Source organism: Methanofollis tationis, assembly GCF_013377755.1.
Classification (GTDB): Archaea; Halobacteriota; Methanomicrobia; order Methanomicrobiales; family Methanofollaceae; genus Methanofollis; species Methanofollis tationis.
In genome coordinates, this window is sequence record NZ_JABXWR010000001.1 from 1 (window position 1) to 26669 (window position 26669).

The 26669-nt window shown below is 60.6% G+C and carries 21 protein-coding genes and 1 CRISPR repeat array; of the genes, 11 read left to right on the top strand and 10 right to left on the bottom strand.

Going from position 1 to position 26669, the window contains the following annotated elements; genetic code table 11:
* Positions 1-36: 36 nt before the first annotated feature.
* Both HWN36_RS00005 and HWN36_RS00010 read left to right on the top strand, forming a co-directional pair.
* Positions 37-3588, top strand: coding sequence for a DUF3344 domain-containing protein (locus tag HWN36_RS00005; protein WP_176787294.1), 3552 nt, complete (start codon positions 37-39; stop codon positions 3586-3588).
* A gap of 178 nt (positions 3589-3766) precedes the next feature.
* Positions 3767-8677 carry a DUF3344 domain-containing protein gene (locus tag HWN36_RS00010; RefSeq protein ID WP_176787295.1) on the top strand — a complete coding sequence of 1637 codons (4911 nt, stop codon included), beginning with the start codon at positions 3767-3769 and terminating at the stop codon, positions 8675-8677.
* A 456-nt stretch (positions 8678-9133) separates the two neighbouring features.
* Here the strand turns inward: HWN36_RS00010 and HWN36_RS00015 are convergent, their stop codons facing one another.
* Positions 9134-10261: an IS256 family transposase gene (locus tag HWN36_RS00015; RefSeq protein ID WP_176787296.1), complete on the bottom strand. Its 1128-nt coding sequence runs from the start codon at positions 10259-10261 to the stop codon at positions 9134-9136.
* Positions 10262-10498: 237 nt separating this feature from the next.
* On the opposite strand from HWN36_RS00015, the gene HWN36_RS00020 reads away from it, so the two are divergent.
* The 4 genes from HWN36_RS00020 to HWN36_RS00035 are packed head-to-tail and all read left to right on the top strand — an operon-like array spanning position 10499 to position 13920.
* Positions 10499-10921 carry a hypothetical protein gene (locus tag HWN36_RS00020; protein WP_176787297.1) on the top strand — a complete coding sequence of 141 codons (423 nt, stop codon included), beginning with the start codon at positions 10499-10501 and terminating at the stop codon, positions 10919-10921.
* On the top strand, positions 10918-12090 hold the full coding sequence (locus tag HWN36_RS00025; RefSeq protein WP_176787298.1) for an ABC transporter substrate-binding protein: 1173 nt from the start codon (positions 10918-10920) through the stop codon (positions 12088-12090). The genes HWN36_RS00020 and HWN36_RS00025 overlap by 4 nt, the downstream gene beginning before the upstream one ends.
* A 4-nt stretch (positions 12091-12094) precedes the next feature.
* Positions 12095-13147, top strand: a complete 1053-nt coding sequence (locus HWN36_RS00030; RefSeq protein ID WP_176787299.1) for a FecCD family ABC transporter permease — start codon at positions 12095-12097, stop codon at positions 13145-13147.
* Complete coding sequence (locus HWN36_RS00035) at positions 13144-13920, top strand: ABC transporter ATP-binding protein (RefSeq protein WP_176787300.1); 777 nt, start codon at positions 13144-13146, stop codon at positions 13918-13920. Before HWN36_RS00030 ends, HWN36_RS00035 begins: the two co-directional genes overlap by 4 nt.
* A 13-nt stretch (positions 13921-13933) precedes the next feature.
* Here HWN36_RS00035 and gpmA read toward each other — a convergent pair whose 3' ends face one another.
* Positions 13934-14683: a 2,3-diphosphoglycerate-dependent phosphoglycerate mutase gene (gene gpmA, locus HWN36_RS00040; RefSeq protein ID WP_176787301.1), complete on the bottom strand. Its 750-nt coding sequence runs from the start codon at positions 14681-14683 to the stop codon at positions 13934-13936.
* A gap of 87 nt (positions 14684-14770) precedes the next feature.
* Here gpmA and hxlA point away from each other — a divergent pair, with 87 nt between their 5' ends.
* The 3 genes from hxlA to HWN36_RS00055 all read left to right on the top strand — a co-directional run bounded on the left by hxlA (position 14771) and on the right by HWN36_RS00055 (position 18352).
* On the top strand, positions 14771-16057 hold the full coding sequence (gene hxlA / locus HWN36_RS00045; protein ID WP_176787302.1) for a 3-hexulose-6-phosphate synthase: 1287 nt from the start codon (positions 14771-14773) through the stop codon (positions 16055-16057).
* An 82-nt stretch (positions 16058-16139) separates the two neighbouring features.
* Entirely contained in the window at positions 16140-16817 is a 678-nt protein-coding gene (locus HWN36_RS00050; RefSeq protein ID WP_176787303.1) for a flavodoxin family protein, read from the top strand.
* A gap of 407 nt (positions 16818-17224) precedes the next feature.
* Positions 17225-18352, top strand: coding sequence for an IS256 family transposase (locus HWN36_RS00055; protein WP_176787304.1), 1128 nt, complete (start codon positions 17225-17227; stop codon positions 18350-18352).
* A gap of 75 nt (positions 18353-18427) precedes the next feature.
* A CRISPR array of direct repeats spans positions 18428-18983; the repeat unit is 36 nt; unit sequence GTTGCAGAAGGGTTCCACGAAAAAAAGGATTGCAAC.
* Between the two features lie 352 nt (positions 18984-19335).
* Here the strand turns inward: HWN36_RS00055 and HWN36_RS00060 are convergent.
* Both HWN36_RS00060 and HWN36_RS00065 read right to left on the bottom strand, forming a co-directional pair.
* A complete protein-coding gene (locus HWN36_RS00060; RefSeq protein ID WP_176787305.1) occupies positions 19336-19536 on the bottom strand; it encodes a hypothetical protein in 201 nt (66 codons plus the stop codon).
* 30 nt (positions 19537-19566) lie between these two features.
* Entirely contained in the window at positions 19567-20070 is a 504-nt protein-coding gene (locus tag HWN36_RS00065) for a hypothetical protein (protein WP_176787306.1), read from the bottom strand.
* A 164-nt stretch (positions 20071-20234) separates the two neighbouring features.
* On the opposite strand from HWN36_RS00065, the gene HWN36_RS00070 reads away from it, so the two are divergent.
* Both HWN36_RS00070 and HWN36_RS00075 read left to right on the top strand, forming a co-directional pair.
* Positions 20235-20477: a hypothetical protein gene (locus HWN36_RS00070; protein ID WP_176787307.1), complete on the top strand. Its 243-nt coding sequence runs from the start codon at positions 20235-20237 to the stop codon at positions 20475-20477.
* 91 nt (positions 20478-20568) lie between these two features.
* A complete protein-coding gene (locus HWN36_RS00075) occupies positions 20569-21927 on the top strand; it encodes an ATP-binding protein (protein WP_176787308.1) in 1359 nt (452 codons plus the stop codon).
* Between the two features lie 45 nt (positions 21928-21972).
* On the opposite strand, the gene HWN36_RS00080 is transcribed toward HWN36_RS00075, so the two are convergent.
* From HWN36_RS00080 to HWN36_RS00105, 6 genes are all read right to left on the bottom strand, one after another.
* A complete protein-coding gene (locus tag HWN36_RS00080) occupies positions 21973-22236 on the bottom strand; it encodes a DUF4062 domain-containing protein (RefSeq protein ID WP_246269792.1) in 264 nt (87 codons plus the stop codon).
* A gap of 226 nt (positions 22237-22462) precedes the next feature.
* Positions 22463-22630 (bottom strand): hypothetical protein, encoded by a 168-nt coding sequence (locus HWN36_RS00085; RefSeq protein WP_176787309.1) that lies wholly within the window; start codon positions 22628-22630, stop codon positions 22463-22465.
* Between the two features lie 39 nt (positions 22631-22669).
* Complete coding sequence (locus tag HWN36_RS00090) at positions 22670-23047, bottom strand: hypothetical protein (protein WP_176787310.1); 378 nt, start codon at positions 23045-23047, stop codon at positions 22670-22672.
* Between the two features lie 494 nt (positions 23048-23541).
* Positions 23542-23976, bottom strand: a complete 435-nt coding sequence (locus tag HWN36_RS00095; RefSeq protein WP_176787311.1) for an ACT domain-containing protein — start codon at positions 23974-23976, stop codon at positions 23542-23544.
* A 3-nt stretch (positions 23977-23979) separates the two neighbouring features.
* Entirely contained in the window at positions 23980-25263 is a 1284-nt protein-coding gene (locus HWN36_RS00100) for a phenylacetate--CoA ligase family protein (RefSeq protein WP_246269793.1), read from the bottom strand.
* Positions 25264-25280: 17 nt separating this feature from the next.
* The gene (locus HWN36_RS00105) at positions 25281-26573 is read right to left on the bottom strand and encodes a phenylacetate--CoA ligase family protein (RefSeq protein WP_176787313.1); all 1293 of its coding nucleotides are present in this window, start codon (positions 26571-26573) and stop codon (positions 25281-25283) included.
* Between the last annotated feature and the right edge of the window lie 96 nt (positions 26574-26669).

Here is a 26669-nt window from a genome sequence, read left to right on the forward strand (position 1 = left end):
ATGCATGGAAAGAGAATCTGGTCTGTATCACTATCGGTGATCCTGTTTGCGCTTCTCCTCCTCCCCGCAGCGGTCTCTGCCGACCTCTATGTCGGCGGCATCCCCCTCTCGACGGTGGAGAGCGGGACGGTCTCGGGCGGGGTGTTCATCGACGCCTATCCTGGCCTTGCCACCGATGCCACAAAGACCTTCACACTCCCTGCGGGGGCGACGGTGCGATGGGCGCGGCTCTATGTCGTGGTCTACTGCGGCCATATGGAGAATAACTATGAGGGGAAGGCGACCGTCTCTATCGACGGGGGCGGCGCCGGCACGCGGGAGTACGCCGAGAACCTCAATGTTCCTTACTCCTTTCCCGGCGAGGGGGGCACCGGCCCGGTCGCCCTGAACGACCACTGCACCCGTGTGACCAGCGACTACCTGATCTGGTACGATGCCACCCCGCTCCTCTCATCAGGCACGCTGAAGGTGCGTGCCAGGACCGCAAAGGTCTCGCCCTCGTTTGACGGCCGGATCAAGGCGTTCGTCCTGGTCGCCGCATATGACGACGGCGACAACGATACGGTCCATTACTGGGTGAACCATGGGCATGACACCGATTCGTACAAAGCAGATGCATACGTGGGTGAGACAGAGTTTTCGACGAACGAACTCGAAGAGGGTTTTGAATCGGCCAGTCTCTCGGTGCTCTACCTCGCATCGGCCGATGCGGAGTACAGGTTTAACGGCGCATCTCTTGACGGGGGCAGCCCCGTGGGAGCCTATTTCGGGAAGAACACCTGGGATGTCGGCGATAGCCTGCAGCCCGGGCGGGATGCCGGCCTCACCTACGACCGTCTGGAGACCGAGACCTTCTATAAGATCTTCGGCGCCGTCCTCTCGGTCAGGTACGCTGAAGAGGAGTCGGGATCGATCGCCGTCTCGTCCTCTCCTGCGGGCGCAACGGTGTACATCGACGACGAGGAGTCGGGTGTGACGAACACGACGGTTACGGGGCTTGCAGTCGGGGATCATACGGTCCGCGTGGAAAAAGAGGGGTACAAAACTCCGGACGAGCGCACGGTGACGGTCAAAAAGGGATCCACAACAGCGGTCTCTTTCACCCTGGCGCCCCTTACCGGTTCGATCAGCGTGGTGTCGGAGCCTCAAGGAGCAGCGATCCTCCTCGACGGGATCGATACCGGAAAGACCACCGACGCGGTGATCGAGCATGTGCCTGTCGGGAGCCATACCCTCACCCTGAACCTGGCCGGCTATACCGCCTATTCGACCACGGTCACGGTTGAGGATGGGGCGGTGGCCGAGGTGCGGGCCGTCCTCACCACCGGCGGGTCGTCCTCAGACGGGAATGGCGGGAGTGCCGGCGGCAGCGGATATGCCGGAGGGACGCTCACGGTGGCCAGGCACGCTTCGATCAGGGGCAACCTGAGCATCACTTCGGTGAGCAATTACACCGGCCTGCTGCCGTCCGGGTCGACATCGAGCGCCGTCATTGATCCCGGTCTCCCTGAGGGGGCGGCGGTGCGGGAGGCCAGGCTCTATCTCTTGAGCACATGGGCCCACGACGAGGGGAAGCGGATCGGGAGCGGGGCAGAGATCGCCCTCTCGGCCAACGGCACGCTGGTCCAGGCGGGCGCACGCTACAGCGACAGAAAAGGGGAGGGCCCGTACGACTACCCGGTCGAGACCTTCGTCTATGATCTGACACCGCATGTCGGCAGGGGGAACCTGACGGTGAAGGCCGCGAACAGCGGGACCGGACGCACCACCTTTGCCCTCTATGGCTGCCTCCTGATGCTGGCCTACGAGATGCCCGACGCCCCTGAGAGGGAGTACTGGATCGCCGAGGGTTCAGACGCCGTGCTTGCCGGGGATGCTGAGGAGATGACGACGATGCTCTTTTCCGATCTTCCTGAACCCTCGGGGGTCGCCGGTGCCCGTTTCACGGCGGTCAGCACGGCGGCGACCGGTGAGGAGGGAGAGGCGAACGCCGTCGGGTTCAACGGCGGGGAGTGGTGGAACCTGCTCCAGGGCGGGTCTTCGGCGATCAGCCTTGCGAGCGTCGACGTCCTCCCCTATCTGACGGGCGGGGAGAACACCGCCACCATACGGAGTGTCCCTGAGGGAGGCAAAGGGGATTATATGGAGAACAGGCTTGCCGTTCTGCTCCTCACCCTCTCTGCCGACGCCGGTCCTGCCGCCTCTCTCCAGGCAGGAGAGACGGCTGAGCCCGGACGCACTACCGCCCCCACCCCCACCGTCCAGGAGTCAGAGAGCGACGAGAACGGGCCGGCGGATGGGCCATTGGCTATCAGCTGGTTCTCCTCTCTCTGGTCCTGGATCCTCTCTCTCTTCGGGATACATTCAACCGCAGATCCCGGGATCCCGGTCGCCGATGCCATCCCCTCTGAAGAGAAGCCGATCGCCGCTGTTACGACGCCCGCCCCCCTCAAGCCAGGGGATATCCGGGTGTCCTCGGCACCGGCAGGAGCGTTGATCTATCTGGACGGCACCTATACCGGCAGGACAACGCCCTTCACTCTCACGTCGGTTCAGCCGGGCGATCATGAGGTCAGGCTTGAACACGAACTCTACAGCCCTCTCGTTGCGGCCATTGCTCTCGATGGGAGTGCAACGGTCGCTGCAGACCTCACTGAAAGCACATATGTCGTATCGCCCGGGCTGATCGAGACGGCAGAGGCAGAGGTGGACACAACCGGGTGCATCTATGTGACCTCAAAACCCGACGGCGCCACGATCGTCCTCGACGGCCGGACGCTCTCGTACACCACGCCGCAGGTGATCTGCGGCCTCAAACCCGGCATCCATACCGTGAAGATCAAGAATGGCAACGGGAACTTCCCGATCGACAGTATAAAGTGCTCTGTTACGCCCGGCGCCGTGACTCCGGTCTCTTTTGTCCAGGACCAGGTGAAGGTCAGATCGGTGACGGTTGCCCCTGAATCTTTCAGAGGTGCGGAGTTCTCGGTGAACGGGATGCGGCTGAACACGAAGGTCCCGGCACGGGTGGATGTAGCCGGGATTTCGTCGTTTTTCTCGATCAAAAATGCGACGGGCTACTACTCCTTTATGATCTCTGACTTCCTCGACGATGGTGCGGAGTGCTGCCCCGGCGAACCTGCGCCGGCAACGGCTGGCGTCCTGGTCAGATCGAGTCCGGCAGGTGCAGCGATCTTTATCGACGGTTTCGAGACCGGGTTCGCCACCCCGTCCACGATCGCCAACGTCTCTCCAGGCCGGCACCTCATCTCAGTTTCCCGTGCCGGATATATCCCGCAGGAGAGGCGGATCCTGCTCGTCGATGATCCGAATCTCTCCGATGACGCCGACCTCTCCTTTGTGCTCGAAGGGTATCCGTACGGCTCGCTGACGGTCGCCAGCGATCCTCCTGGAGGGAAGATCTATCTCTATGGGAAGGACACCGGCGAGGTGACGCCCCACACCTTCGGGTATATGCGTATCGGGAGGTATGAGGTGAAGGTGACAGGAAAGACTGGTTCGGCGACCAGAGACGACATCGTCGTGCTGCCGAGGAGGGCGAACACCTATACTTTCACCCTTTCCTGAAGCAGAGAGGAAGTTTCAGGGGCAACTCCCCTTTTTCCCGGCGCATTTGCGCTCACCGGATAACATTTTTATCATATCAAATATTAAGGTTCGATCTAATGATCATACATAAAGAGGTGTTTCTATGAAGAAATGTGCTGTTTTTCATTTAATTTTAGAAAGAAAATCTGAACCTTCAGTGAATGCCGGACGGTATATCCCTCTGGTCCTGGGTCTGCTCCTCTGCCTCGCCCTGATACCGGCGACGGTCAGCGCCGACGGGATCGATCTGGTCACGGTGGGATCGGGCACCGTCTCAGGCGGACTCTGGAGCGATCCCGGCATCATGTGGAACACATCATGGCCATCGACCGGCGGCGTCGAGGTGACGAAGGCATATGCCCTGCCGGCGTACACTGACCTCGACTGGGCGCGCCTGTATGTGGCCGTGTATCTCGGGAGCACGGCGGAGGCAAAGCAGACCACCGTCGAGATCGCCATCGATGGCGACGGAGACGGCACCTTCGACCCCCTTGCCCTGGAGTCCCTGAATTCGACCGATATCGGCGTTATTCCGGGCAAAGCGCACATCACGCGGGAGAGCAGCAACTACGTCCTCTGGTACGATGTGAAGGATCTGATCTCTGCACAGAATCCCTCGGTGCTCGTCAATACGACCGGTTCGTTTGATGGGCGGGTGAAGGCTGCCTGCCTGGTGGCGGCATACAACGACGGCGATGCCGACCGGGTATATTACCGGGTGAATGGGGGCCATTTCAACGGTCCGGGCAGCACCGATTTCGATCTCTCTGATCTCCCGGCGGCCTTTGAGGATGCCGACCTGACCAATCTCTACCTGGCGAGCACCGAGGCGACGGAGTACACCTTCAACGGCGATACGATCGCCGCCTACGATTCTGACAAGGTCACCTACAGCGGGTACAACAGGTTTGACGTGAACGCAAGCGTTGTATCGGGCTACAACACCTTTGCGTGGCCCGGTGCCGGGTCCTACTACCGGTCTGTCCTTGCACTTCTTTCGGTGAAGGCGCAGCCGGCCAACCTCGAGATCACCGCCATCACGCCAAACGCCAACGAGATCTTTGCGAACGAGCCCAACACGATCGCGGCGACGGTGAAAAACAACGGTACCTCTGCCTCGGGCGCCTTCCAGGTCTTGTTCTCGATCAATGGCGCCGTGCAGAACGTGAGCGTCTCTGACCTCGCCGCCGGGAACACGACGACCGTCTCGGTCGTCGACCCGGCGATCCGCGCCCTTGGCGACGCCGTGACGATCGTCGTCACGACGGACGCCTCCCCTGCAAACAACCTCACCCTCACGAAGAGCGTGGTGTACAACGGCTACAAGGGCAAACGCTACACCGGCGGCGATGACATCGTCGAACTGACGAATTTCACGGTGACCGGGGGCCTTGCGTACTCCACCGGCGACTCGGCGTACATGAGCGGTTCGGCAGGCTGGACAGACTACACGGCGAACTGGACCCCTGCCGACCTCGCCCTTCCGGCCAATGCAACAGTCGGGACAGCGTACCTCTGCGCCTTCTACACCTACGATCAGAGCATGGTGATGCCTGACAACATCACGCTCGCCTTCAACGGCGTGGGGGTGCCCTACCTCGCCCATTACACCGACCGGAAGCTCTACGGGACGTACAACTACCCCTCGGGCATGGTCGTCTACAATGTGACCGATGCCTTTGACCCTGCCGGCAACGGAGCGGTCTTCACAAACCTCGGCACCGGCAAGTCCTCGTTCAACGGCATGACGCTCTTCGTCGTCTACGAGGATCCCGCGGCGACACAGAAGCAGATCATCTTCAACGCCGGCTACGACATCCTCTCGGGCAGGGCATCGTATGCCGTCTCGCCCGAGGAGGCGACGGCCTATGCACCCTTCGCCGGGATCGCCTCCGCCGACAGCGCCCGCCTGATCACGGTCGCCCCGGCGGCGAGCGCCGAAGGGATCCTCCTCTTCGGGAATCAGACCTGGACGCCTGCCTGGAACTACGCCGGTTCTTCGAACCTCGGCATTGACGACCGCGATGTAACCGCATACCTCAACACAACCCCGGTCGCCGCCTTCAGGAGCGACAACGACTACTTCGATGCGGCGTGTGCGGTGCTTGTCCTCGACCTGGGCACTCCTGCCGCACAGGACCTCGAGATCACGGCCATCACGCCAAACGCCAACGAGATCTTTGCAAACGAGCCCAACACGATCGCGGCGACGGTCAAGAACAACGGCACCGCCGCATCGGGCGCCTTCCAGGTCTTGTTCTCGATCAATGGCGCCGTGCAGAACGTGAGCGTCTCTGACCTCGCCGCCGGGAACACGACGACCGTCTCGGTCGTCGACCCGGCGATCCGCGCCCTTGGCGACGCCGTGACGATCGTCGTCACGACGGACGCCTCCCCTGCAAACAACCTCACCCTCACGAAGAGCGTGGTGTACAACGGCTACAAGGGCAAACGCTACACCGGCGGCGATGACATCGTCGAACTGACGAATTTCACGGTGACCGGGGGCCTTGCGTACTCCACCGGCGACTCGGCGTACATGAGCGGTTCGGCAGGCTGGACAGACTACACGGCGAACTGGACCCCTGCCGACCTCGCCCTTCCGGCCAATGCAACAGTCGGGACAGCGTACCTCTGCGCCTTCTACACCTACGATCAGAGCATGGTGATGCCTGACAACATCACGCTCGCCTTCAACGGCGTGGGGGTGCCCTACCTCGCCCATTACACCGACCGGAAGCTCTACGGGACGTACAACTACCCCTCGGGCATGGTCGTCTACAATGTGACCGATGCCTTTGACCCTGCCGGCAACGGAGCGGTCTTCACAAACCTCGGCACCGGCAAGTCCTCGTTCAACGGCATGACGCTCTTCGTCGTCTACGAGGATCCCGCGGCGACACAGAAGCAGATCATCTTCAACGCCGGCTACGACATCCTCTCGGGCAGGGCATCGTATGCCGTCTCGCCCGAGGAGGCGACGGCCTATGCACCCTTCGCCGGGATCGCCTCCGCCGACAGCGCCCGCCTGATCACGGTCGCCCCGGCGGCGAGCGCCGAAGGGATCCTCCTCTTCGGGAATCAGACCTGGACGCCTGCCTGGAACTACGCCGGTTCTTCGAACCTCGGCATTGACGACCGCGATGTAACCGCATACCTCAACACAACCCCGGTCGCCGCCTTCAGGAGCGACAACGACTACTTCGATGCGGCGTGTGCGGTGCTTGTCCTCGACCTGGGCACTCCTGCCGCACAGGACCTCGAGATCACGGCCATCACGCCAAACGCCAACGAGATCTTTGCAAACGAGCCCAACACGATCGCGGCGACGGTCAAGAACAACGGCACCGCCGCATCGGGCGCCTTCCAGGTCTTGTTCTCGATCAATGGCGCCGTGCAGAACGTGAGCGTCTCTGACCTCGCCGCCGGGAACACGACGACCGTCTCGGTCGTCGACCCGGCGATCCGCGCCCTTGGCGACGCCGTGACGATCGTCGTCACGACGGACGCCTCCCCTGCAAACAACCTCACCCTCACGAAGAGCGTGGTGTACAACGGCTACAAGGGCAAACGCTACACCGGCGGCGATGACATCGTCGAACTGACGAATTTCACGGTGACCGGGGGCCTTGCGTACTCCACCGGCGACTCGGCGTACATGAGCGGTTCGGCAGGCTGGACAGACTACACGGCGAACTGGACCCCTGCCGACCTCGCCCTTCCGGCCAATGCAACAGTCGGGACAGCGTACCTCTGCGCCTTCTACACCTACGATCAGAGCATGGTGATGCCTGACAACATCACGCTCGCCTTCAACGGCGTGGGGGTGCCCTACCTCGCCCATTACACCGACCGGAAGCTCTACGGGACGTACAACTACCCCTCGGGCATGGTCGTCTACAATGTGACCGATGCCTTTGACCCTGCCGGCAACGGAGCGGTCTTCACAAACCTCGGCACCGGCAAGTCCTCGTTCAACGGCATGACGCTCTTCGTCGTCTACGAGGATCCCGCGGCGACACAGAAGCAGATCATCTTCAACGCCGGCTACGACATCCTCTCGGGCAGGGCATCGTATGCCGTCTCGCCCGAGGAGGCAACGGCCTATGCACCCTTCACCTATCAGCCGCTCCTGGGCGTGAATCTCTCCGCCGCCCGCCTGATCACCGTCGCCCCGGCGGCGAACGCCGAAGGCACGCTCCTCTTCGGGAACCAGGCCTGGACAACGGCCTGGAGTTATGCGGGCGCCTCGAACCTCGGGATCGATGAGCGCGACGTGACCGCAGACCTCAACGCCACCCCGGTCGCCGCCTTCCGGAGCGACAACGACTACTTCGATGCGGCGTGCGCGATCCTCGTCCTCGAGTACGGCGGCCCGATCGTACCGCCGACACCCGCCCCTGACACCGGAGGGGACGACGACGCCGGAACGATCGCCGCCGCAGGCGACCTCTCAGCCGGTGAAACCATCTCGTTCTCCTATTCGGGAACAGTCTCGAGGGTGATGGTCACCGTCTCCAGGCCGACCAGCGGGATCATGCTTGCGGTCACCGAACAGGGGACGATCCCGGTCGACGGACCTTCGGGTGCGGTCTACCGCTACCTGGAGGCCGACCTCTCCTATACGACCGACGACGGGATCGAGGAGGCAATCTTCGAGTTCTCGGTGCCGCTCTCATGGCTGGCCGAGCGGGGCCTGACGGTCCGCGACATCGTGCTGATGCGCTATCACAACGGTGCCTGGACCGCCCTGCCGACCGAACTGATCGGCGAGAGCGGCAACGAGGCGCGTTATCGCGCCACCTCGTCCGGGTTCTCGTACTTCGCCGTCGTGACCGAGAAGAACGGTGCCTCGGTCGCCGGCGAGTCCGCGGGCGAGACACCTGCTGTCACCGCCACTCCCACGCAGACCCCCGTAGCGACGACGCCGGCAATCCCCACGACCACCGCGGCTCCGGCCGCGACCGGCACAACGGCGGCCCAGGCTACCACGCCGCAGGCCTCCCCGCTCCTGGAGATCCTGCCGTTCGCCGCCCTGGGGATCTTCCTGCTGATGAGGAGGAAATAATCTTTTTTTATGTGTTCGGGTCAAGATTTTCAGGTTCGTCCAGAAAAAACAGATGATTGGGCTTTTTTGAAATCCTATTCTGGCGTGCCTGCGCCGGGGGACTGCTGCCCCCGGACCCCCGCGCAGGATAGGTGGGGATATGACCCCCCGCACGTCCTGTTCGCTCTTCCCGGGGCCGATCCGCTCCAATGGGATGAAACCCCCGGCGGCAGTATGGGGAAAGCGGGGGATCTGCACCCCCTCTCTGCGATTACAGGAGAGATATCAAACCCGGCACGAGGGTTTACCATGAAAAACATTTCATGGGGTATGCTTGTGTCCCCTTCCCGGACTCATGTGCGATTCAACAGCGCCGATGATTGTATTTTTTTCTCTGCATTGTGCTGGGGAACTGGCGTTTGATCGGTAGTGTTTCAGATCTTCTGTAATTCGTCTGAGCCCTGTCTCCTTGTTTGATCATTCCCCCTCCATCGTCAAATATCTTCTGCCGGTCACCCACTCCTCATTGATGTCCATCAGGATGGATCCTGCCAGCCTGAGGAGTGACTCTTCATTGGGAAAGGCCCCTACAACTTTGGTTCTCCGTTTCAGTTCCTTGTTGACTCTTTCCATCATGTTCGTCGTTCGGATCCGCTTTGCGTGCTCTTTCGGGAACGCCGTGTAACTCATAAGTCCCGGGATGAATCTCTCGATCGTATTGGCCGCTTTCCGATATCCTCGTTCGTTCAGATCGTCTGCAAGCTCCTGCAGTCTCTCCTCGTCCCCATATGCCTCCTTCAAGGACTCAGCAACTTCTTTCTGATGTTTCCGTGGAATATTCTTTAAAACCGCCCGGGTGCAATGGACCGAGCACATCTGCCACGATGCGCCGAGGAAGGTGGCTTCCGCCGCCTTCTGGATCCCGGCATGACCATCTGAGACAACCATCTTGACACCCACCAATCCTCGTTCTTTGAGGTCTTCGAACAATCCCGACCAGAACATCTCATTCTCGCAATCAGTGATTCTGGCTCCCAGGATTTCGCGGTAGCCATCCATTCGAACACCGGCGATCACCAGAAGAGCTTTGGTGATGTACCGTGGTCCCTCTCTGACTTTGTAGTACGAAGCATCCACAAAGAGATAGGGAATCTCCTGTTCAATAGGCCTCTGAAGGAATGCATGGACCTGTTCATCGAGGTCCTTTGCTATCCTGGATACTGAAGCAGGAGAGAGTTGTTCGATGCCAAAATGAGCAACAATCTCCTGGATCCGGCGGGTTGAGACTCCCTGAAGGTAGGATTCAAAGATAGCATTCTCAAGAGCCTTCTCAACCCGGGAATAGCGTCCAAATACCTGTGTTTCGAAGGGGAACTCTCGGAATTGTGGTTTCTGGAGGATCGTTTCTCCATATCGGGTTTTTAGAGAGCGCTTCTTGTAGCCGTTTCGGTGAGCCTTCCGCGCATCGGTTCGTTCATACTGCTCGGCTCCCGCCTGGTGGAGGGCTTCGAGCAGCATCACCTGGTTGAGGAACCAGGTGATGAGGGTCTTCATGCCATTCTCATTATCGGAAAGATAATCTTCGATTAACGCTAAGGGATCCATGGCCCTGTTTCTCCTTTCTGCAAATCTAGGTTGGATTCAGGGCCAAATTATTTTTACAGAAGATTCGTTACACTGTCGTTTGATCCCGGACCATGGAGTCGAAATGTCTCACTGTCTATGCAAAAATATCTAAAACCTTAGAACCTCATAAGACAAATAATGCTGACTGTAATACCTCCCCGGACGATCGTAAGACGAACAGCGCTGCTGTTTCTGTGCGTCTCCATCCTCCTCTGCATGCCCGTTCTGGCCGCCGGGACCGTTGTGCGGGAGGTGGGCCCTTCCAATGCCGGGGGGCTGATCACCGTGACGCTGTCTTTTAGCGGCATGGAGGTGGGCGGCCTCACCGAAACGCTTCCAGAAGGGTTCACTTATGTCGACTCCTCCCTGCCGTCGTCCAGGGTGCTGGTCCAGGGCGACCAGATCTGCTTCTGCGTGATAAACGAATCGACCGTCACCTATCGCGTGCGCGCCTCTGATGGAGCAGGCGGCGAGATCGCCGGTGCATGGTGGGACTTTACGGCCCGGACGAACGGCACCATACCATCGTCCTCGATACCGGCGGGAAGTGTTGAGACACCCGCAGCGCCCGGCCCGGGCGTCTGTCTGAGCCTTATAGGTCTCCTCGCCGTCCCGGCCCTCAGGAGGTGGCGCCGGTGAAGCAGATCGCTCTCCTCATCTGCCTCCTCCTTCTTATTGCCCCGGCCATTGCCGCCGGGACCGACGGGGACGGTCAGGTCAGCGAAGACCACCTCGTCGCCCTGGTCCTCGCTTTCCTCTCGGGCGGCCCTGACGCCCCTGACCTCGCCGCCGTGCAGGACGCCGCTGCCGCGTACCGTCCTGCCGCAGGGACCATCACCGACTCATCGGGCCGGACACATGCCATCGATGCGGCACCCTCCCGCATCGTCGTCATGAACGGGGAGACCCTGGAGACCCTGCGCTCTCTCGGGGTCGATCATACGGTCATCGTCGGGATCGACAAATATTCGGCTGACCGGCCCTCTTTCTTCCCGGAGTATGCCGAAACCCCGGTCATCGGGAGCATCTGGTCGCCCGACTACGAGGCGATCGTCTCCCTCCGCCCGGACGCCGTCTTCCTGTATGCGACGACGAGCAAGGACGCCTGCGACGAGATCCAGAAAAAACTGGAGGGCACCATCCCCGGCGTCCAGGTCTTCAGGTTCGACTGCTACCATCCAGGAACGTATGCCTCGGAGATCCGCGCCCTCGGCACCATCTTCGATAGGAAGGCCGAAGCAGCAGCGTTTGCGTCATTCTACACCGGCACCCTCGATAGAATCCCGGCGCGGCTCTCAGGGGTTGCAGAGGCAGACCGGACGCGCGTATACCTGGAGAACTGGAAGGACTACAAGACCGGTTCATCGGGTTCAGGCTACGAAGAGAAGATCAGGATGGCCGGGGGCAGAAACGTCTTCTCCGCCCTGCCGACCGAGTACCCGGAGATCGATCCCGAGGCGGTGATCGGCGCCAGCCCCGACGTGATCGTCAAACTGATCGGTGCCGGCTCCTACGATGCCGGCGGCTACGATAACACAGATGTCGGTATGATCCCTGAGTATTATACGCGCCTGACCGAGCGCCCGGGCTGGAAGGCGCTCTCTGCCGTGAAGAACGGGAACGTGCACCTCCTCCACAACGACATCTTCGGCGGGCCTGAGCACTTCATCGGTGTTGTCTATATGGCGAAATGGTGCTACCCTGAGGTCTTCCCCGACATCGACCCCGCACAGATCCATCAGGTCTACCTGACCGACTACCAGCGCCTTGCAATCGACCTTGCCGACGAGATCTTCGCCTATCCGTGATGCCATGCCTGACACAGACCTTCGATCGGCGTTTGCGGCGGCACGGAGGAAGAGGGCCCTCTTCCTCGCCGGCATGACGCTGTTCATCGTCCTCCTGGCCGGCGTGGCGGTCACCCTCGGCAGCGCCGACCTCTCGGTGGTCGAGGTGTACGGGGCGATCCTCGCCGGGCTCTTCCCTGACCTGTTCACGGCGACCGATACGGCGATGACCATCGTCTGGGACTACCGCCTCCACCGTGTGCTGATGGGGATCGCCGCCGGGTTCGGTCTGGCTATCGCCGGGGCGGTGATGCAGGGGATCCTCAGAAACCCACTGGCAAGTCCCTTTACCCTGGGCATCTCCTCCGCAGCGGCGACCGGCGCCTCGATCGCCATCGTGCTCGGCGTCGGGATCGTCGGCGGGGAGTACCTCGTTGTCGGCAACGCCTTCCTCTTCGCCCTCCTCGCCGCCGCCATCATCTATGGCATGGCCCGGTTCAGGGGCATGGGGGCCGAATCGATGATCCTCGCCGGCATCGCCCTCATGTACCTCTTCTCGGCCGTGACCTCCCTCCTCCAGTACGTCGGTTCCTCAGAGCAGGTCCAGGAAGTCGTTTTCTGGATGTTCGGGTCCCTTGGCCGTTCAGACTGGCCAAAGGTCGGGATCATCGCCGCCATCCTGGCCGTATCCACCGTTTATCTGGTCTACCGCGCCTGGGACCTCAACGCCCTTGCCGAGGGGGACGATATCGCCGAGAGCCTTGGGATCCCGGTCCGGCGCTCGATGACGATCTTCATGCTCATCGCCTCCCTGATCACCGCCTCGATCATCTGCTTCACCGGGACGATCGGGTTTATCGGGCTTGTTGCGCCCCATATCACGCGCATGGTCGTTGGCACCGATCACCGTTTCCTCCTGCCGGCGTCCGGGCTTGTCGGGGCGCTCCTCCTCCTCGGCGCCGACAGCCTGGCCAGGACCCTCCTCGCCCCGACGATCCTGCCGGTCGGGATCATGACGGCGTTTCTTGGTGTGCCGTTCTTCATCGCCCTGTTCCTGCGCGGGAGGAGTGAGCGATGATCAACCTCTCGGTCAGGAACCTCTCCTATATGATCAGGGACCGCCGGATCCTCTCCGATATCTCGTTCGACGCCGGGGCGCCGGCCCTGGTCGGGCTTGTCGGCCCGAACGGCTCGGGCAAGACCACCCTGATCAGGTGCATCGACGGCATCATCAGGCCGGAGGGAAGTGTCCTCCTTGATGACGCCGATCTCTCTCTCCTCCCGCGGATGGAGGTGGCAAAGCGCGTGGCCTATGTCCCGCAGGGGATCAGGAACAGCTCGTCCGCGACCATCTTCGACACGGTGCTGATGGGCCGCCGCCCCCATCTCTCCTGGAACATCGGGAAAAAAGACGAGGAGGAGGTTGTCCGCGCACTGGAACTGCTCGGCGTCGAGGACCTCGCCTTCAGGCAGGTGCACACTCTCTCGGGCGGGGAGCGCCAGCGCGTGATGATCGCCCGGGCGCTGGCGCAGGAGTCGCCGCTCCTCCTCCTCGACGAACCCACGAGCGCCCTGGACCTCAGAAACGCCATGGAGGTGATGGAGGTGATCCGCCGCCTCGCCGTCGATGAGGGGCGGCTTGCGATCATGGCGATCCACGACCTCAACCTGGCCGCCCGGTACTGCACCGGGATCATCGTGCTCTCCGGCGGGGCGATCGCTGCGCAGGGCCCGCCGGCCGACGTCCTCACCCCTGAGGTGATCGCACATGTCTACGGGGTGGACGTGGTGATCGAGCACCGCGATGAGATCCCGTACATCTTCCCCCTCAGGCCGGTGACGAAGGCCTGATCCGGCAAAAAAATTATTTTTCCGCTTTCCCCTGCTTTTTTACGCCCTCGATCGCCGCCCGCACCGTTGCCTCGTCCGCAAGGTAATAATGGCGGATCGGGCGGAGGTCGTCGTCGAGTTCATAGACCAGGGGGATACCGGTCGGGATGTTCACCTCGGCGATGGCGTCGTCAGGGATCTTATCCAGGTGCTTGACGAGCGCCCTGATGCTGTTGCCGTGGGCGGCGATGAGCACCCGCTTCCCCTCTTTCAAGGCCGGGACGATCGCGCCCTCCCAGTAGGGCACGAACCGGGCGACGGTGTCCTTCAGGCACTCGGTCCCCGGGAGTTCTTCAGGGGAGAGGACGGCGTAGCGCCGGTCCTTTCCCGGGTGGCGGGGGTCGTCGGCGTCGAGGGGCGGGGGCGGGACTGTATAACTCCGCCGCCAGACAAACACCTGCTCGTCGCCGTACTTCTCGGCCATCTCGGCCTTGTTCAGGCCCTGCAGGGCGCCGTAGTGGCGCTCGTTCAGACGCCACGACCGCTCCACCGGGATCCACATCAGGTCCATCTCGTCGAGGGTGATCCAGAGGGTGCGGATCGCCCGTTTCAGCACCGAGGTGAAGGCGCAGTCGAAGGTGTATTCCTCGCGCAGGAGGGTTTTTCCTGCTTCGTGCGCCTCGGCGATCCCTTTTTCAGAGAGGTCGACGTCGGTCCAGCCGGTGAACCGGTTCTCTTTATTCCATACGCTCTCGCCGTGGCGTAAAAGGACGAGTCTGATCATGGTATCTGGAGAGCGTGTGCCCCCAGGGCTCTTATGCCTGACGCATGGAGGCAAGCCTTAACAGCATTCCTGCCCCATCTCGATCGCATGACGCATGCGACGCTCCAGGTTGCGCTTGATATTCTTGAACTGCACCGTGCCGTCAGGATCGCAGAGGAAGCGGTCGCCGGCGGCGCCGACTGGATCGAGGTGGGCACCCCGCTGATCAAGAGCGAGGGGATGGCCGCGGTGCGTCAGATCCGCGAGGCCTTTCCTGGTCGCGTGATCGTCGCCGACATGAAGATCGCCGATACCGGGACGGTCGAGGTGGAGATGGCGGCGAAGGCCGGGGCGAACGTCGTCTGCGTCCTCGCCGATGCCGACGATACGGTGATCGCCGAGTGCGTCCGGGCGGCCCATCTCTATGGGGTGCGGGTCATGGCTGACCTGATCAATGTCGCCGACCCGGTGGCGCGGGCGCGGGACCTGGCGTCTCTCGGCGTCGATATCGTCAATGCCCATGTGGGGATCGACCAGCAGATGATCGGCAAAAACTCGGTGGACCTTCTGCGCTCCCTTGCGGGCGAGGTCTCGATCCCCCTCGCCGTCGCCGGGGGGCTCGACGCCTCGACGGCGGCGCAGGCCGTCTCGGTCGGGGCCGATATCGTCATCGTCGGGGGCTGGATCGTGAAGTCGGGTGACGTCGAGGGTTCGGCCCGGCGGATCCGGGAGGCGATCGACGCTCCGTCCGTCGCCTCCCCTGCGAAGCAGAGCATGGACGAGGAAATCAGGGCCCTGTTCATGCAGGTCTCGGCCCCGAACGTCACCGATGCGATGCACCGGAAAGGGGCGATGAACGGGCTCTTTCCCCTCACCTTCGGGGTGAAGGCGGTGGGCCCGGCGGTGACGGTCCAGTCCTTCCCGGGCGACTGGGCAAAACCGGTGGAGGCGATCGACGTCTGCAAACCCGGCGACGTCCTGGTGATCTACAACGCCGCCGCCACGCACGTCTCCCCCTGGGGCGAACTGGCGACCAGGAGCGCGATCAATCGCGGGGTCGCCGGGGTGATCATCGACGGTTCTGCACGGGACGTCGACGATATCAGGGCCCTGAAGTTTCCCCTCTTCGCCCGCGCCTCTGTCCCGAACGCCGGGGAGCCGAAGGGCTTCGGGGAGATCAACGCCGAGATCCCCTGCTGCGGCCAGACGGTCAGGCCCGGCGACTGGATCGTCGCCGACGAGAGCGGCGCCGTCGTTGTTCCCAAGGAGCGGGCCTACGAGGTCGCCCGCCGCGCCCTCGAGGTGAAGAAGAATGAGGAGCGGGTGCGGGCCGAGATCGCGCGGGGCAGCACCCTCGCCGAGGTGCAGGAGCTCTATAAGTGGGAGAAGAAGTAGGTCTCTTCTCACTGCAGTTCTCTGCCTGAACCAGCCTTCCCTTTATTTTCCCTTCCCTGCAATACTCTACCAGGTTATTTTCATGAAGATCTGCGCACTACAGGGAAGCCCGCGGGGGATGGGGAGCAGGACGAGAAAACTGGCGCGCTGGGTGCTCGACGGCGCTGCAGACGCCGGGGCAGAGGTGGACCTCATCGACCTCGCCGACCTGCGGATCACCCCCTGCATTGCCTGTGAGAGCTGCAGCCTGGACGGCGCCTGCGTCTTTGACGACGATTTCAACGCCGCCTACGCGCGGATGATCGATGCCGACGCCCTGGTCTTCGCCTCGCCGGTGTATATCGACGGCGTCACCGGCCAGATGAAGGTCTTCATCGACCGCCTGGCCGACGCGATCCACTACCAGACCTGCGCCGGGAAGTACGGCTGCGCCGTCGCTACCACCTGGGGCTCGGGCGGCGATGAGGTCGTGGCCTACCTGAACCACGTGCTCAATTACCTGGGGGTAATCGCCGTCGGCGGGATGAGCGCCGCCCTCGGCGACGATCCCGGGGCGATCTATGGGGCCGAGGAGGCGGCGCGGGACCTCGGGCGGCGTCTGGTGGAGGCGGTCCGCGCGCGACCGTCGTACCCCGATCAGGAGGCGGAGATCGCGGAGAACCGCGCCTGCTTCGCCGCGATCGTGCGGGAGAACCGGGACTGGCGGCCTGAGGAGTACGACCGCTGGGTCAGGATGGGGTGGATGGGGGAGGAGGAATAGGGAGGCCCATGGGACGGTGGAGGGGTTATGCCCTTTCGTTTCTGATCATGGCCGCGACAGCCTCTTCAAGCGGGTCGAGTCTGGTCTCAGTACTTCACTCATTTTGACATCCGACATCGAGTGATGTGGCCTCGCGCGACGACTCAAAGCGGAGTTAGCAGCACCCGGACACCTGAATTCGCGGTTTCGCGTTCTATAGCGTGATTTTTTTGTTCTGTTTTTCTGGAAAACTCACGCGAAGTCGCGAAGATACGCGAAGGGAAGTCGATGGTTTGACCTCCGGATGAGCGTCTCAAACATTTTAGCGAAGTAATGGGTCTGGATAATATCGATAGTGTAACGAATTTTCTGTAAAAATAATTTGGCCCTGAATCCAACCTAGATTTGGACAAAGGAGAAACAGGGCCATGGATCCCTTAGCGTTAATCGAAGATTATCTTTCCGATAATGAGAATGGCATGAAGACCCTCATCACCTGGTTCCTCAACCAGGTGATGCTGCTCGAAGCCCTCCACCAGGCGGGAGCCGAGCAGTATGAACGAACCGATGCGCGGAAGGCTCACCGAAACGGCTACAAGAAGCGCTCTCTAAAAACCCGATATGGAGAAACGATCCTCCAGAAACCACAATTCCGAGAGTTCCCCTTCGAAACACAGGTATTTGGACGCTATTCCCGGGTTGAGAAGGCTCTTGAGAATGCTATCTTTGAATCCTACCTTCAGGGAGTCTCAACCCGCCGGATCCAGGAGATTGTTGCTCATTTTGGCATCGAACAACTCTCTCCTGCTTCAGTATCCAGGATAGCAAAGGACCTCGATGAACAGGTCCATGCATTCCTTCAGAGGCCTATTGAACAGGAGATTCCCTATCTCTTTGTGGATGCTTCGTACTACAAAGTCAGAGAGGGACCACGCTACATCACCAAAGCTCTTCTGGTGATCGCCGGTGTTCGAATGGATGGCTACCGGGAAATCCTGGGAGCTAGAATCACTGATTGTGAAAATGAGATGTTCTGGTCGGGATTGTTCGAAGACCTCAAAGAACGAGGATTGGTGGGTGTCAAGATGGTTGTCTCAGATGGTCATGCCGGGATCCAGAAGGCGGCGGAAGCCGCCTTCCTCGGCGCATCGTGGCAGATGTGCTCGGTCCATTGCACCCGGGCGGTTTTAAAGAATATTCCACGGAAACATCAGAAAGAAGTTGCTGAGTCCTTGAAGGAGGCATATGGGGACGAGGAAAGACTTCAGCAGCTTGCAGATGATCTGAACGAACGAGGATATCGGAAAGCGGCCAATACGATCGAGAGATTCATCCCGGGACTTATGAGTTACACGGCGTTCCCGAAAGAGCACGCAAAGCGGATCCGAACGACGAACATGATGGAAAGAGTCAACAAGGAACTGAAACGGAGAACCAAAGTTGTAGGGGCCTTTCCCAATGAAGAGTCACTCCTCAGGCTGGCAGGATCCATCCTGATGGACATCAATGAGGAGTGGGTGACCGGCAGAAGATATTTGACGATGGAGGGGGAATGATCAAACAAGGAGACAGGGCTCAGACGAATTACAGAAGATCTGAAACACTACCCGCGAGCACGGTTTCCTGTTCTGGTTGCAGAAGGGTTCCACGAAAAAAAGGATTGCAACCATGCACATAGCGCAGGATACCGGGAGACGCACGGTCTGTTGCAGAAGGGTTCCACGAAAAAAAGGATTGCAACTAATTTCATCGATAAATCTTTTGGATATCTGTGACAATTGTTGCAGAAGGGTTCCACGAAAAAAAGGATTGCAACAGTTCCCTCTGCATCCATGAATTCATTATAGATATCCGTTGCAGAAGGGTTCCACGAAAAAAAGGATTGCAACGTTCTGGCCTGTGCCTGTGCCAATTCCGCTTCCAACGGTTGCAGAAGGGTTCCACGAAAAAAAGGATTGCAACCATTACATCATATACATTGTCGATAGTGATCATGTTACAGTTGCAGAAGGGTTCCACGAAAAAAAGGATTGCAACACTTCGGCGACGGAGCGACGAGCACGGCGCAGAACCGTTGCAGAAGGGTTCCACGAAAAAAAGGATTGCAACTTTACCGGGATCGAGAGTGTCAGGATCTGTTCGTCTCCCAGTGTTGCAGAAGAATTCCACCAAAACAAGGCTTGCACCCCGAAAAGCCCACCGAACAACGTGACGAAGATCAGGGTTGCACATAGCCTCCATGAAAACAAGGCTCACAGCGCTCTGGCGCACCTCTCAAATTCGCGCCGATTTCCGCCCTATTTCCCGCCCCCCTCCTCTCCCGTGCAGATGATCCCCTTCTTCGGGGCCATCATCTCCTCAGGCAGGGCATGTACCTCCAGTAGAATCAGAGGCATTTCCCCTCAATTAGAGATTTTACCGCCATTTTAGCGTTTTTAAAAACGGAGGCCAAATCATAGAGAAATAACCGCCCAGAATCGAAAATAAGGCCCATAATGGCCGCTTTCACCACGAGAGAGAGAGGGGGACCACCCCTCCCTCATCTCTCATCCCACGCAGACGCTTCCCGCCCGGCAATCGTATCCCGCGCGAAGTCGAACCGCTGCGCCTGGTCCATCAGGTCGATGCCGGCGTTCCGGCGGGCCCGGCGGTCCAGGGCGTCGGCAACGGTGGGGATGGCGGCGACCGCCATGCCCACGACCGCCACCCCGGCGACGATCAGCGTTGTATCAATCGGCATGATTCACCCAGAAGAGGGGGAAGATCCCCCTCAGTTCAGGGCCGCGACCTCGTCCGCCCACGCCTCGATGGTGGCGAGAACGGCTTCATCCTCGTACGAGGTGATCCGCACGCTCTCGCGCCCGAAGGTGACGTAGTAGGTCTCCCCGCTCGCGTCGTGGCACTTCAGCTGGCAGCTGAAGGCGTCGGCGTCCGGGTTCCTGACGGCGTCCCCTCCAAGAGCGGTCTCGAGGGCCGCATCGCCCAGGACGGCGGTCGCCGCAGCGTTGAAGGCCGCCATGTCAGGCGCCTTGACGGTGACGGTCCCGACGACGTTGCCCTCGAGGTCCTCGTAGTTCACCCGCAGGGTGTGGGATTCGCGGTTGCGCTCGACGCCCGGATGGGTCGAACCGCTCTGCACGTACTCCACGCACCCGAAGGGGTTGTCGGCGATCACGCCGGCGACGATCGCCTCGAAGGTCGCAATGTCTGCGATCGGGGCCGGGATCTGCCGCACAGCGGTCCTGGTGTTGCTGGTCTCGACAAAGTCTGCCATTTCTTGGTTCTCCTGCCCGCATGCTCCCGGGCACATGAACAGGCACAGGATACTATTACCTGGAGGGATATCTGCCTGCCTTAACATCTGACGGCCGAACGGGCGGGGCGTATGGCAGGGTTAAGAAACGCTCATCCCCCTTCCCGCCGATCTCCGGGGCAGGTATGAACGAGAAGAGCACCCGCGAGCTGGTCGCCGAGACGGCCCGGGACGTGAAGTGGATCTGCAGGACGCTGCAGCGGATGGAGGAGGAGGACGCCTGCCGTGAGGGGCGGCTCCGCACCCTGGAGGGGTGGCGGAGCGAGACGGTGGGGGAGGCCAGACGGGACCGGCAGATCGCCGCCGGGGCGGGCGGGGTCGTGGGCGGGGCGGTGGCGATCGTGCTGCAGATGATCGGGTGGGGGTGAGGGGTTACCCCGTTGCCTCGTCCCGGCCGGCGGCGGGAAGCCTATAAGAGAATGCCCGTTGATGTAGTATCAGTAGTCACCCGCATCCACCATGATCGAGAGTCAGAACATTGAATTCAAGGAGTCCTGGAAGGACGAATACCTCAAGACCCTCTGTGCATTTGCAAATACAAGCGGCGGGGTGCTCAAGATCGGTATCGATGACGCCGGAAGACCGGTTGGCGTTCATCACGTGAAACGGCTTTTGCGGGAACTGCCCAATAAGATCCGAAACAAACTTGGCATAACCCCCTCCGTTGTTGCTGAGACGGTCGCAGAAAACGACATTATCAACATCACGGTCTCCCCTTCCTCTGTCCCGGTCTCGTGCGACGGCCGGTACTATCAGCGTAGCGGAAGCAACACGTTCGATCTTGCCGGACAGGAACTCGTTCATTTTCTGATCCGTAAATCCGGGATTACCTGGGATACGCTCACCGGCGATTACTCCATCGACGATATCGATCCCGAGACCGTCAGAACCTTCGTTCGTCTGGCAAAGCGATCGAACCGACTCGATGCTGCGGATGAAGAAGAGCCTGTGGAATCGATTCTGCGCCGCCTGGAACTTACGGTCAACGGAAGATTGACCAATGCCGCCATCATGCTCTTCGGCAAAGAGCCGCAACGGTTCTTTGTCAACACCACCACCCGGGTCGGCCGGTTCAAGGGGAGGGACATCATCATCGGTGATGAAGAGTTCTCCGGGAACCTCATCCTGCAGTTCACACGAGCAGAAGAGCGGGTGAAAAGTTTCATCGACGTCCGATACGAGATCTCGGCAGACACAATGCAGGATTCCTTCCAGCGCAAGGAGGTCTGGGACTACCCGCTCCTGGCAATTCGTGAAGCGCTCCTCAACGCGATTATCCACCGGGACTACTTCAACACCGACATCCAGACGCAGATCCGTGTCTACGATGACGCCATACGGTTCCACAACCCCGGATCGCTGCCGCAAGGGATTACGATCGAGATGCTCAAGACCGAACACTACTCGTTCCTGCGAAACCCGCTCATAGCAAAGATATTCTACCTCGCAGGGTTTGTCGAACGGTATGGTTCCGGCATCGGCCGAATCGTGGATGCACTCGCAGAGGCCGGGCTCCCGGAGCCTGAGTTTCACAGTGACTCGTTTGGGTTCATCGTGCGCATGAGGAAGGATCTGCGGTTTACCGAAGATTCTCTGCGAGGGGTCGGCCTGAACGAGCGGCAGTTGAAGGCTATGTCCTTTGCCAGAGAAAACGGCGGTATAACTGCTGTGGACTATGCATCGATTGTGCCGGAGGTATCGGAGAAGACCCGGTACCGCGATCTTCTCGATCTCGTCCATCGCGGCTTGCTGGAAGCAGTCGGTGCGAAAAAGGGTAGAAGATATGTTTTAGCCCGGCCACATCCCGGGAAAGCCTGATATGTCGAAGTATACTCTGCAAAATATCGGACATTTATCGGACATTTATCGGACATTTATCGGACATATCGGACATCTTCTGTTTTGAGGGGTGTCCGATATCTGACGATCGGGGATTCTCTCGTCGAGGTACAGGTCTTCGGTGCGGCGGTCGGCGGCCGGGACGTCCTCGAAGAGGAAGACCTCGAAGAACCGCCGCATCAGTGCGTCGCCCCGCAGGTAGTCGCGGAGGGCCGCCCGTTCCCCGGTGAACTCCTTCTGCACGCTGCTGATGAAGATGCGGACGGGAGTCAGGGCGAAGGGAGGCATATCTGGTTTCGGGTGGTGCATGCGTTCATTTATACTATGCGGACGGGGGAGGCGGTGGTGCTGCGGGTGCTCGGGCGGGGATGAGGTGTCACCCCGTTGCCCGGGGCATCATCACGCACGAGTCACACAGATATCCACGCACTATCCACACCTCTGGAACATTGGATATTAATCAGGAGGATTAGATGCACTCTTTTCATCAAATCGCCACGATAATATCCACACGTCAGGCATCGGGCACCGGTCCCTGCGCCAGCACATAATGCGTCTTCTTCTTTGAAGGGCTCCTGCGTTCCAGGATACCGAGTTCGGCCAGGGCTTTCAGCTCCTTGAGGGCAGTGGTGCTGTAGGTGATCAGGCGGGGGATGAAGGATCCGCCGGGTTGAAGGTTCAAAGCACCGGCATCGGTTTTCAATATCACCCAGGGGGCTATTCAATCCCTGTCGTACAGAGATCGGATACCATTCAGGAATGTCTCCACCTCTTCTTCATTCGTGAAAAAGCCTTTAATCCACCGGTCCCCCGGATGCTGACCATCCCTCCATGGTCCGGCCACAGCATTGGAAGGGACCAAGGCGGTGATTGTTCTCTCGTCAGTATGGAGATGTGTCGCAAGGATGTAGGGGTAAACATAAAATCTGATCCCCTTTTTGCTCCCGTTCGTAGGTTTAAACAGACATATCAGGTCCAATTCTTCTTTCTTGGGATATCTGATCACGTTCTTCCCGCGGATATCGATCTTCGTCTTGTTGTGTTCTTTGACACTGCTGCCTGGAATCTGTTTCAATGCTGAGAAAAGCTGATGATACATTTCTTCTTGAGATGGATCGGGCAGTCGTGATCTGGGTGTGGAAAGCCTCTTTGGGATCAGGGGTTTTTCTGTATCTATCCCACAAACGGCGTTCGACCACCTCCCCGAGCAGTTCAATTACCGCGACACCCCGATGAGAGACCTCGCCTTTGCCCTGCGGCCCGCCCCACCACCGGATCAGGTCAGACCGCCCCCATCGATCGCACGCGAGGAACGATCGCTCCCCTCTTTTTCTGCATCTAATCGGGTCGCGGTCCCGTACAGGAGAGCACCCGATCCGGGTGTACCGGGATGCACGATCAGAAGGTGGAACAGAAAAACCGTTCACAGAGCGTCAGATCTGCATACTATCGAATATGCGTTGAGGTGATCCGCCTGTTCCACCTGTACCGGGTAAAAACATGCTCGCACATTTTCGTGCAGACCTCTCCCTCGCGTGCGGTACACCGGCGCCCACCACCGATCAGAACCCCGACCGAAAAAAAGAGTGTATATTATCCAAACAGTTCCGCACCGAGCAGTTTCCCGCCGGCGTCCAGCACCTTCCTGATCCCTTCCTCGACCTTGTCCACGCGGAGGATCAGCACCGCCCCTCCCTTCCCGGAATAGGCGTATGAGTACTCGATATTGATCCCGGCCTCGCCCAGGATCCGTGCGATATCGAAGAGGCCGCCGGGCTCGTCCCGCATGGCAACGGCGATCACGTCGGTGAACGAGACCATGAACCCGAGTTTGGTGAGCGTCTCATAGGCCCCGTCGGGTTTGTTCACGAGCGCCCGCACCACGCCGAACCCGTTCGCCTCCGCGATCGAGAAGGCGAGAATATTGATCCCGGCCTCTTCGAGGGCATGGGCGATCGCCGCAAGGCGCCCGGGCTTGTTCTCTGAAAAGATCGAGATCTGCTTGATGATATACTTCTTCTCTGCCATAATTCAGTACACTCTCCGGTCAATCACTCTCTTTGCCTTCCCCTCAAAGCGCGGGAGGGTCCCCGGCGCCACGAGTTCCACGTCCGCCGCCACGTTCAGGGAGTTCCTCAGGTCGTGGGTGACCTTCGCCTTCACCCGCATGAGATCGGTGATCTTGTCGGAAAAGGCGTCGCGGCTCATCTCCACCCGCACGAGCATCGAGTCCAGCGCACCCCGCCGGTCCACCTCGATCTGGAAGGCCGACCCGAGCACCTCGGGAATGCCCATCAGGGTGTGCTCCACCTGCGACGGGAAGACATTGATCCCGCGCACGATGAGCATATCGTCGACCCGCCCCTGGATCCGCATGATCCGCGGCGAGGTCCGCCCGCAGGCGCAGACCGCATCGTCGAGCATGGTGACGTCCCCGATCCGGTAGCGGATCATCGGGAGCGCCTCCTTTTTCAGGACGGTCATCACGAGTTCGCCCTTCTCGCCCGGCGGCAGCTGTTCCCCGGTCTCCGGGTCGATGATCTCGGGGTAGGCGATGTCGCCCCAGATATGGATCCCCTGCTGCTCGGTGCACTCGGTGAACATCGGGCCCGAGAGTTCTGAGGTGCCGTAGATATCGAAGACCCGGATCCCGAGCGCCTCCTGGAGCCCGGTGCGCATCCGCTCTGACCAGGGTTCGGCCCCCAGGATCCCGACGCGAAGGTTCGTGTCGTTCCTGATCGAGACCCCCATCCGCTCGGCCGTCTCGCCCAGGTGGACGAGGTAGGACGGGGTGCAGGCGATCGCCGTCACGTGCAGGTCCTGCATCAGCTCGATCTGCCGCTCGGTGTTCCCGGTGCCGATCGGCAGCACCGTCGCCCCGATCCGCTCGGCGCCGTAGTGGAGGCCGAGCCCGCCGGTGAACAGTCCGTAGCCGTAGCTCACCTGCATCACGTCGCCGCGGCCAAGCCCGCAGGCGGTGAGGGAGCGGGCGAGGGAGGTCGTCCAGATCTCCAGGTCGTTTGCCGTGTAGCCGACGACGGTGGGCTTGCCGGTCGTCCCGGAAGAGACATGGTAGCGCACCAGCTCGTCCTGCGAGGCCGTGAAGATCCGGTCAGGGTAGTTGTCCCGCAGGTCGCTCTTGTACATGAAGGGCAGCTTTGCGATATCGTCGAGCGTCTTCACATCGTCGGGGTGGACGCCGGCCGCCCGCATCCGCTCATGGTAAAAGTTCGAGAAACTGTACAGCCGGTAGACGAGCGTCTTGAGCAGGCGGTACTGGAGGCGCTTCAACTCCTCGGGCGGCATCTCCTCCATACGGGGATCCCACATCCTCACCAGATCGCCCCCCGCCGGTCGACCACGCGCTTTGCCTTGCCCTCGAAGCGCGGGAGGGTGCCGGGCTCCACGAACTTCACCGTCGTCCGCAGGTTCAGCGTCTCCCTGATCGCCCCGGCCACTTTCTTCTGCAGCCGCTGGAGGTCGGCCAGTTCGCCGGAGAAGTAGCTCTTGTTGATCTCCACCTCGATCGTCATCTCATCAAGATGATTGATCCTGTCCACATAAACCATATACTGATCCCCTACTTCGGGAAGGGAGAGAAGCGTGTGCTCGATCTGCGAAGGGAAGACGTTGATGCCCCGGATCACGAGCATGTCGTCGGCCCGGCCTGAGAGGCGGGCGATGCGCTTGCCGCGCCCGCACGGGCAGTCGTCCGTGAGGAAGCGGGTGATGTCCCCGGTCCGGTAGCGGATCAGGGGCATCGCCTCTTTGACCAGGGGGGTGATCACCAGTTCGCCGGTCTCGCCGTCGGGCAGGCGTTCCCCGGTCGCCGGGTCGATGATCTCGGCCAGGTAACAGTCGTGCCAGATATGGAGCCCGTCCTTCTCCTCGCACTCGAAGGCGACGCCGGGACCGTACATCTCGCTCATCCCGTAGCTGTCATAGGCATCCACGCCGAGGCGACGTTCCAGCTCCGCCCGCATGCTCTCGGACCAGGGCTCGGCGCCGAAGGTGGCGATCCGCAGGCTCTCCAGGGACGCCCCCATCTGTTCGGCCACCTCGACGAGGTGCAGCCCGTATCCGGGCGTGCTGTTGATCGCCGTGACCCCGAAGTCCTCGATCATCTCGATCTGCCGCTTCGTGTTCCCGGTGGAGCTCGGGATCACGGTCATCCCGACCCGCTCGGCCCCGTAGTGGAAGCCCAGGCCGCCGGTGAAGAGACCGTAGCCGAGGATGTTCTGGAAGACGTCGTCCTCGGTCAGGCCGACCATCGTGAGGTTCCGCGCCATCAGTTCGGTCCAGGTATCGAGGTCCTGGCGGGTGTAGCCGACGACGGTGGGCTTGCCGGTCGTCCCCGAGGTCGTGTGGATCCTGACCACCTCGCGCTTTGGCACCGCAAAAAAACCGAACGGGTAACCTTCCCTCAGGTCTTTTTTCGTCGTGAAGGGGAGTTTCTCGAGATCGTCGAGCGTCTGGATATCGCCGGGTGAGACCCCGGCTTTCTGAAACGCCCTCCGGTAGAACTCGACATTCTGAACCTGGCGCACCGTCCATTTCAGCCGGGAGAGCTGCAGCGCCTCAAGGTCGTCCCCCGCGATCGTTTCTATTTCCCTGTTCCAGAACATATCAGCACAATCCTTTCTGTCCCGCTGGCACTGCCGGCATGGCCACGGGCGATGACATACTCTTTCGTCGCCGCCTGCCAATAACCTTGCCATGCT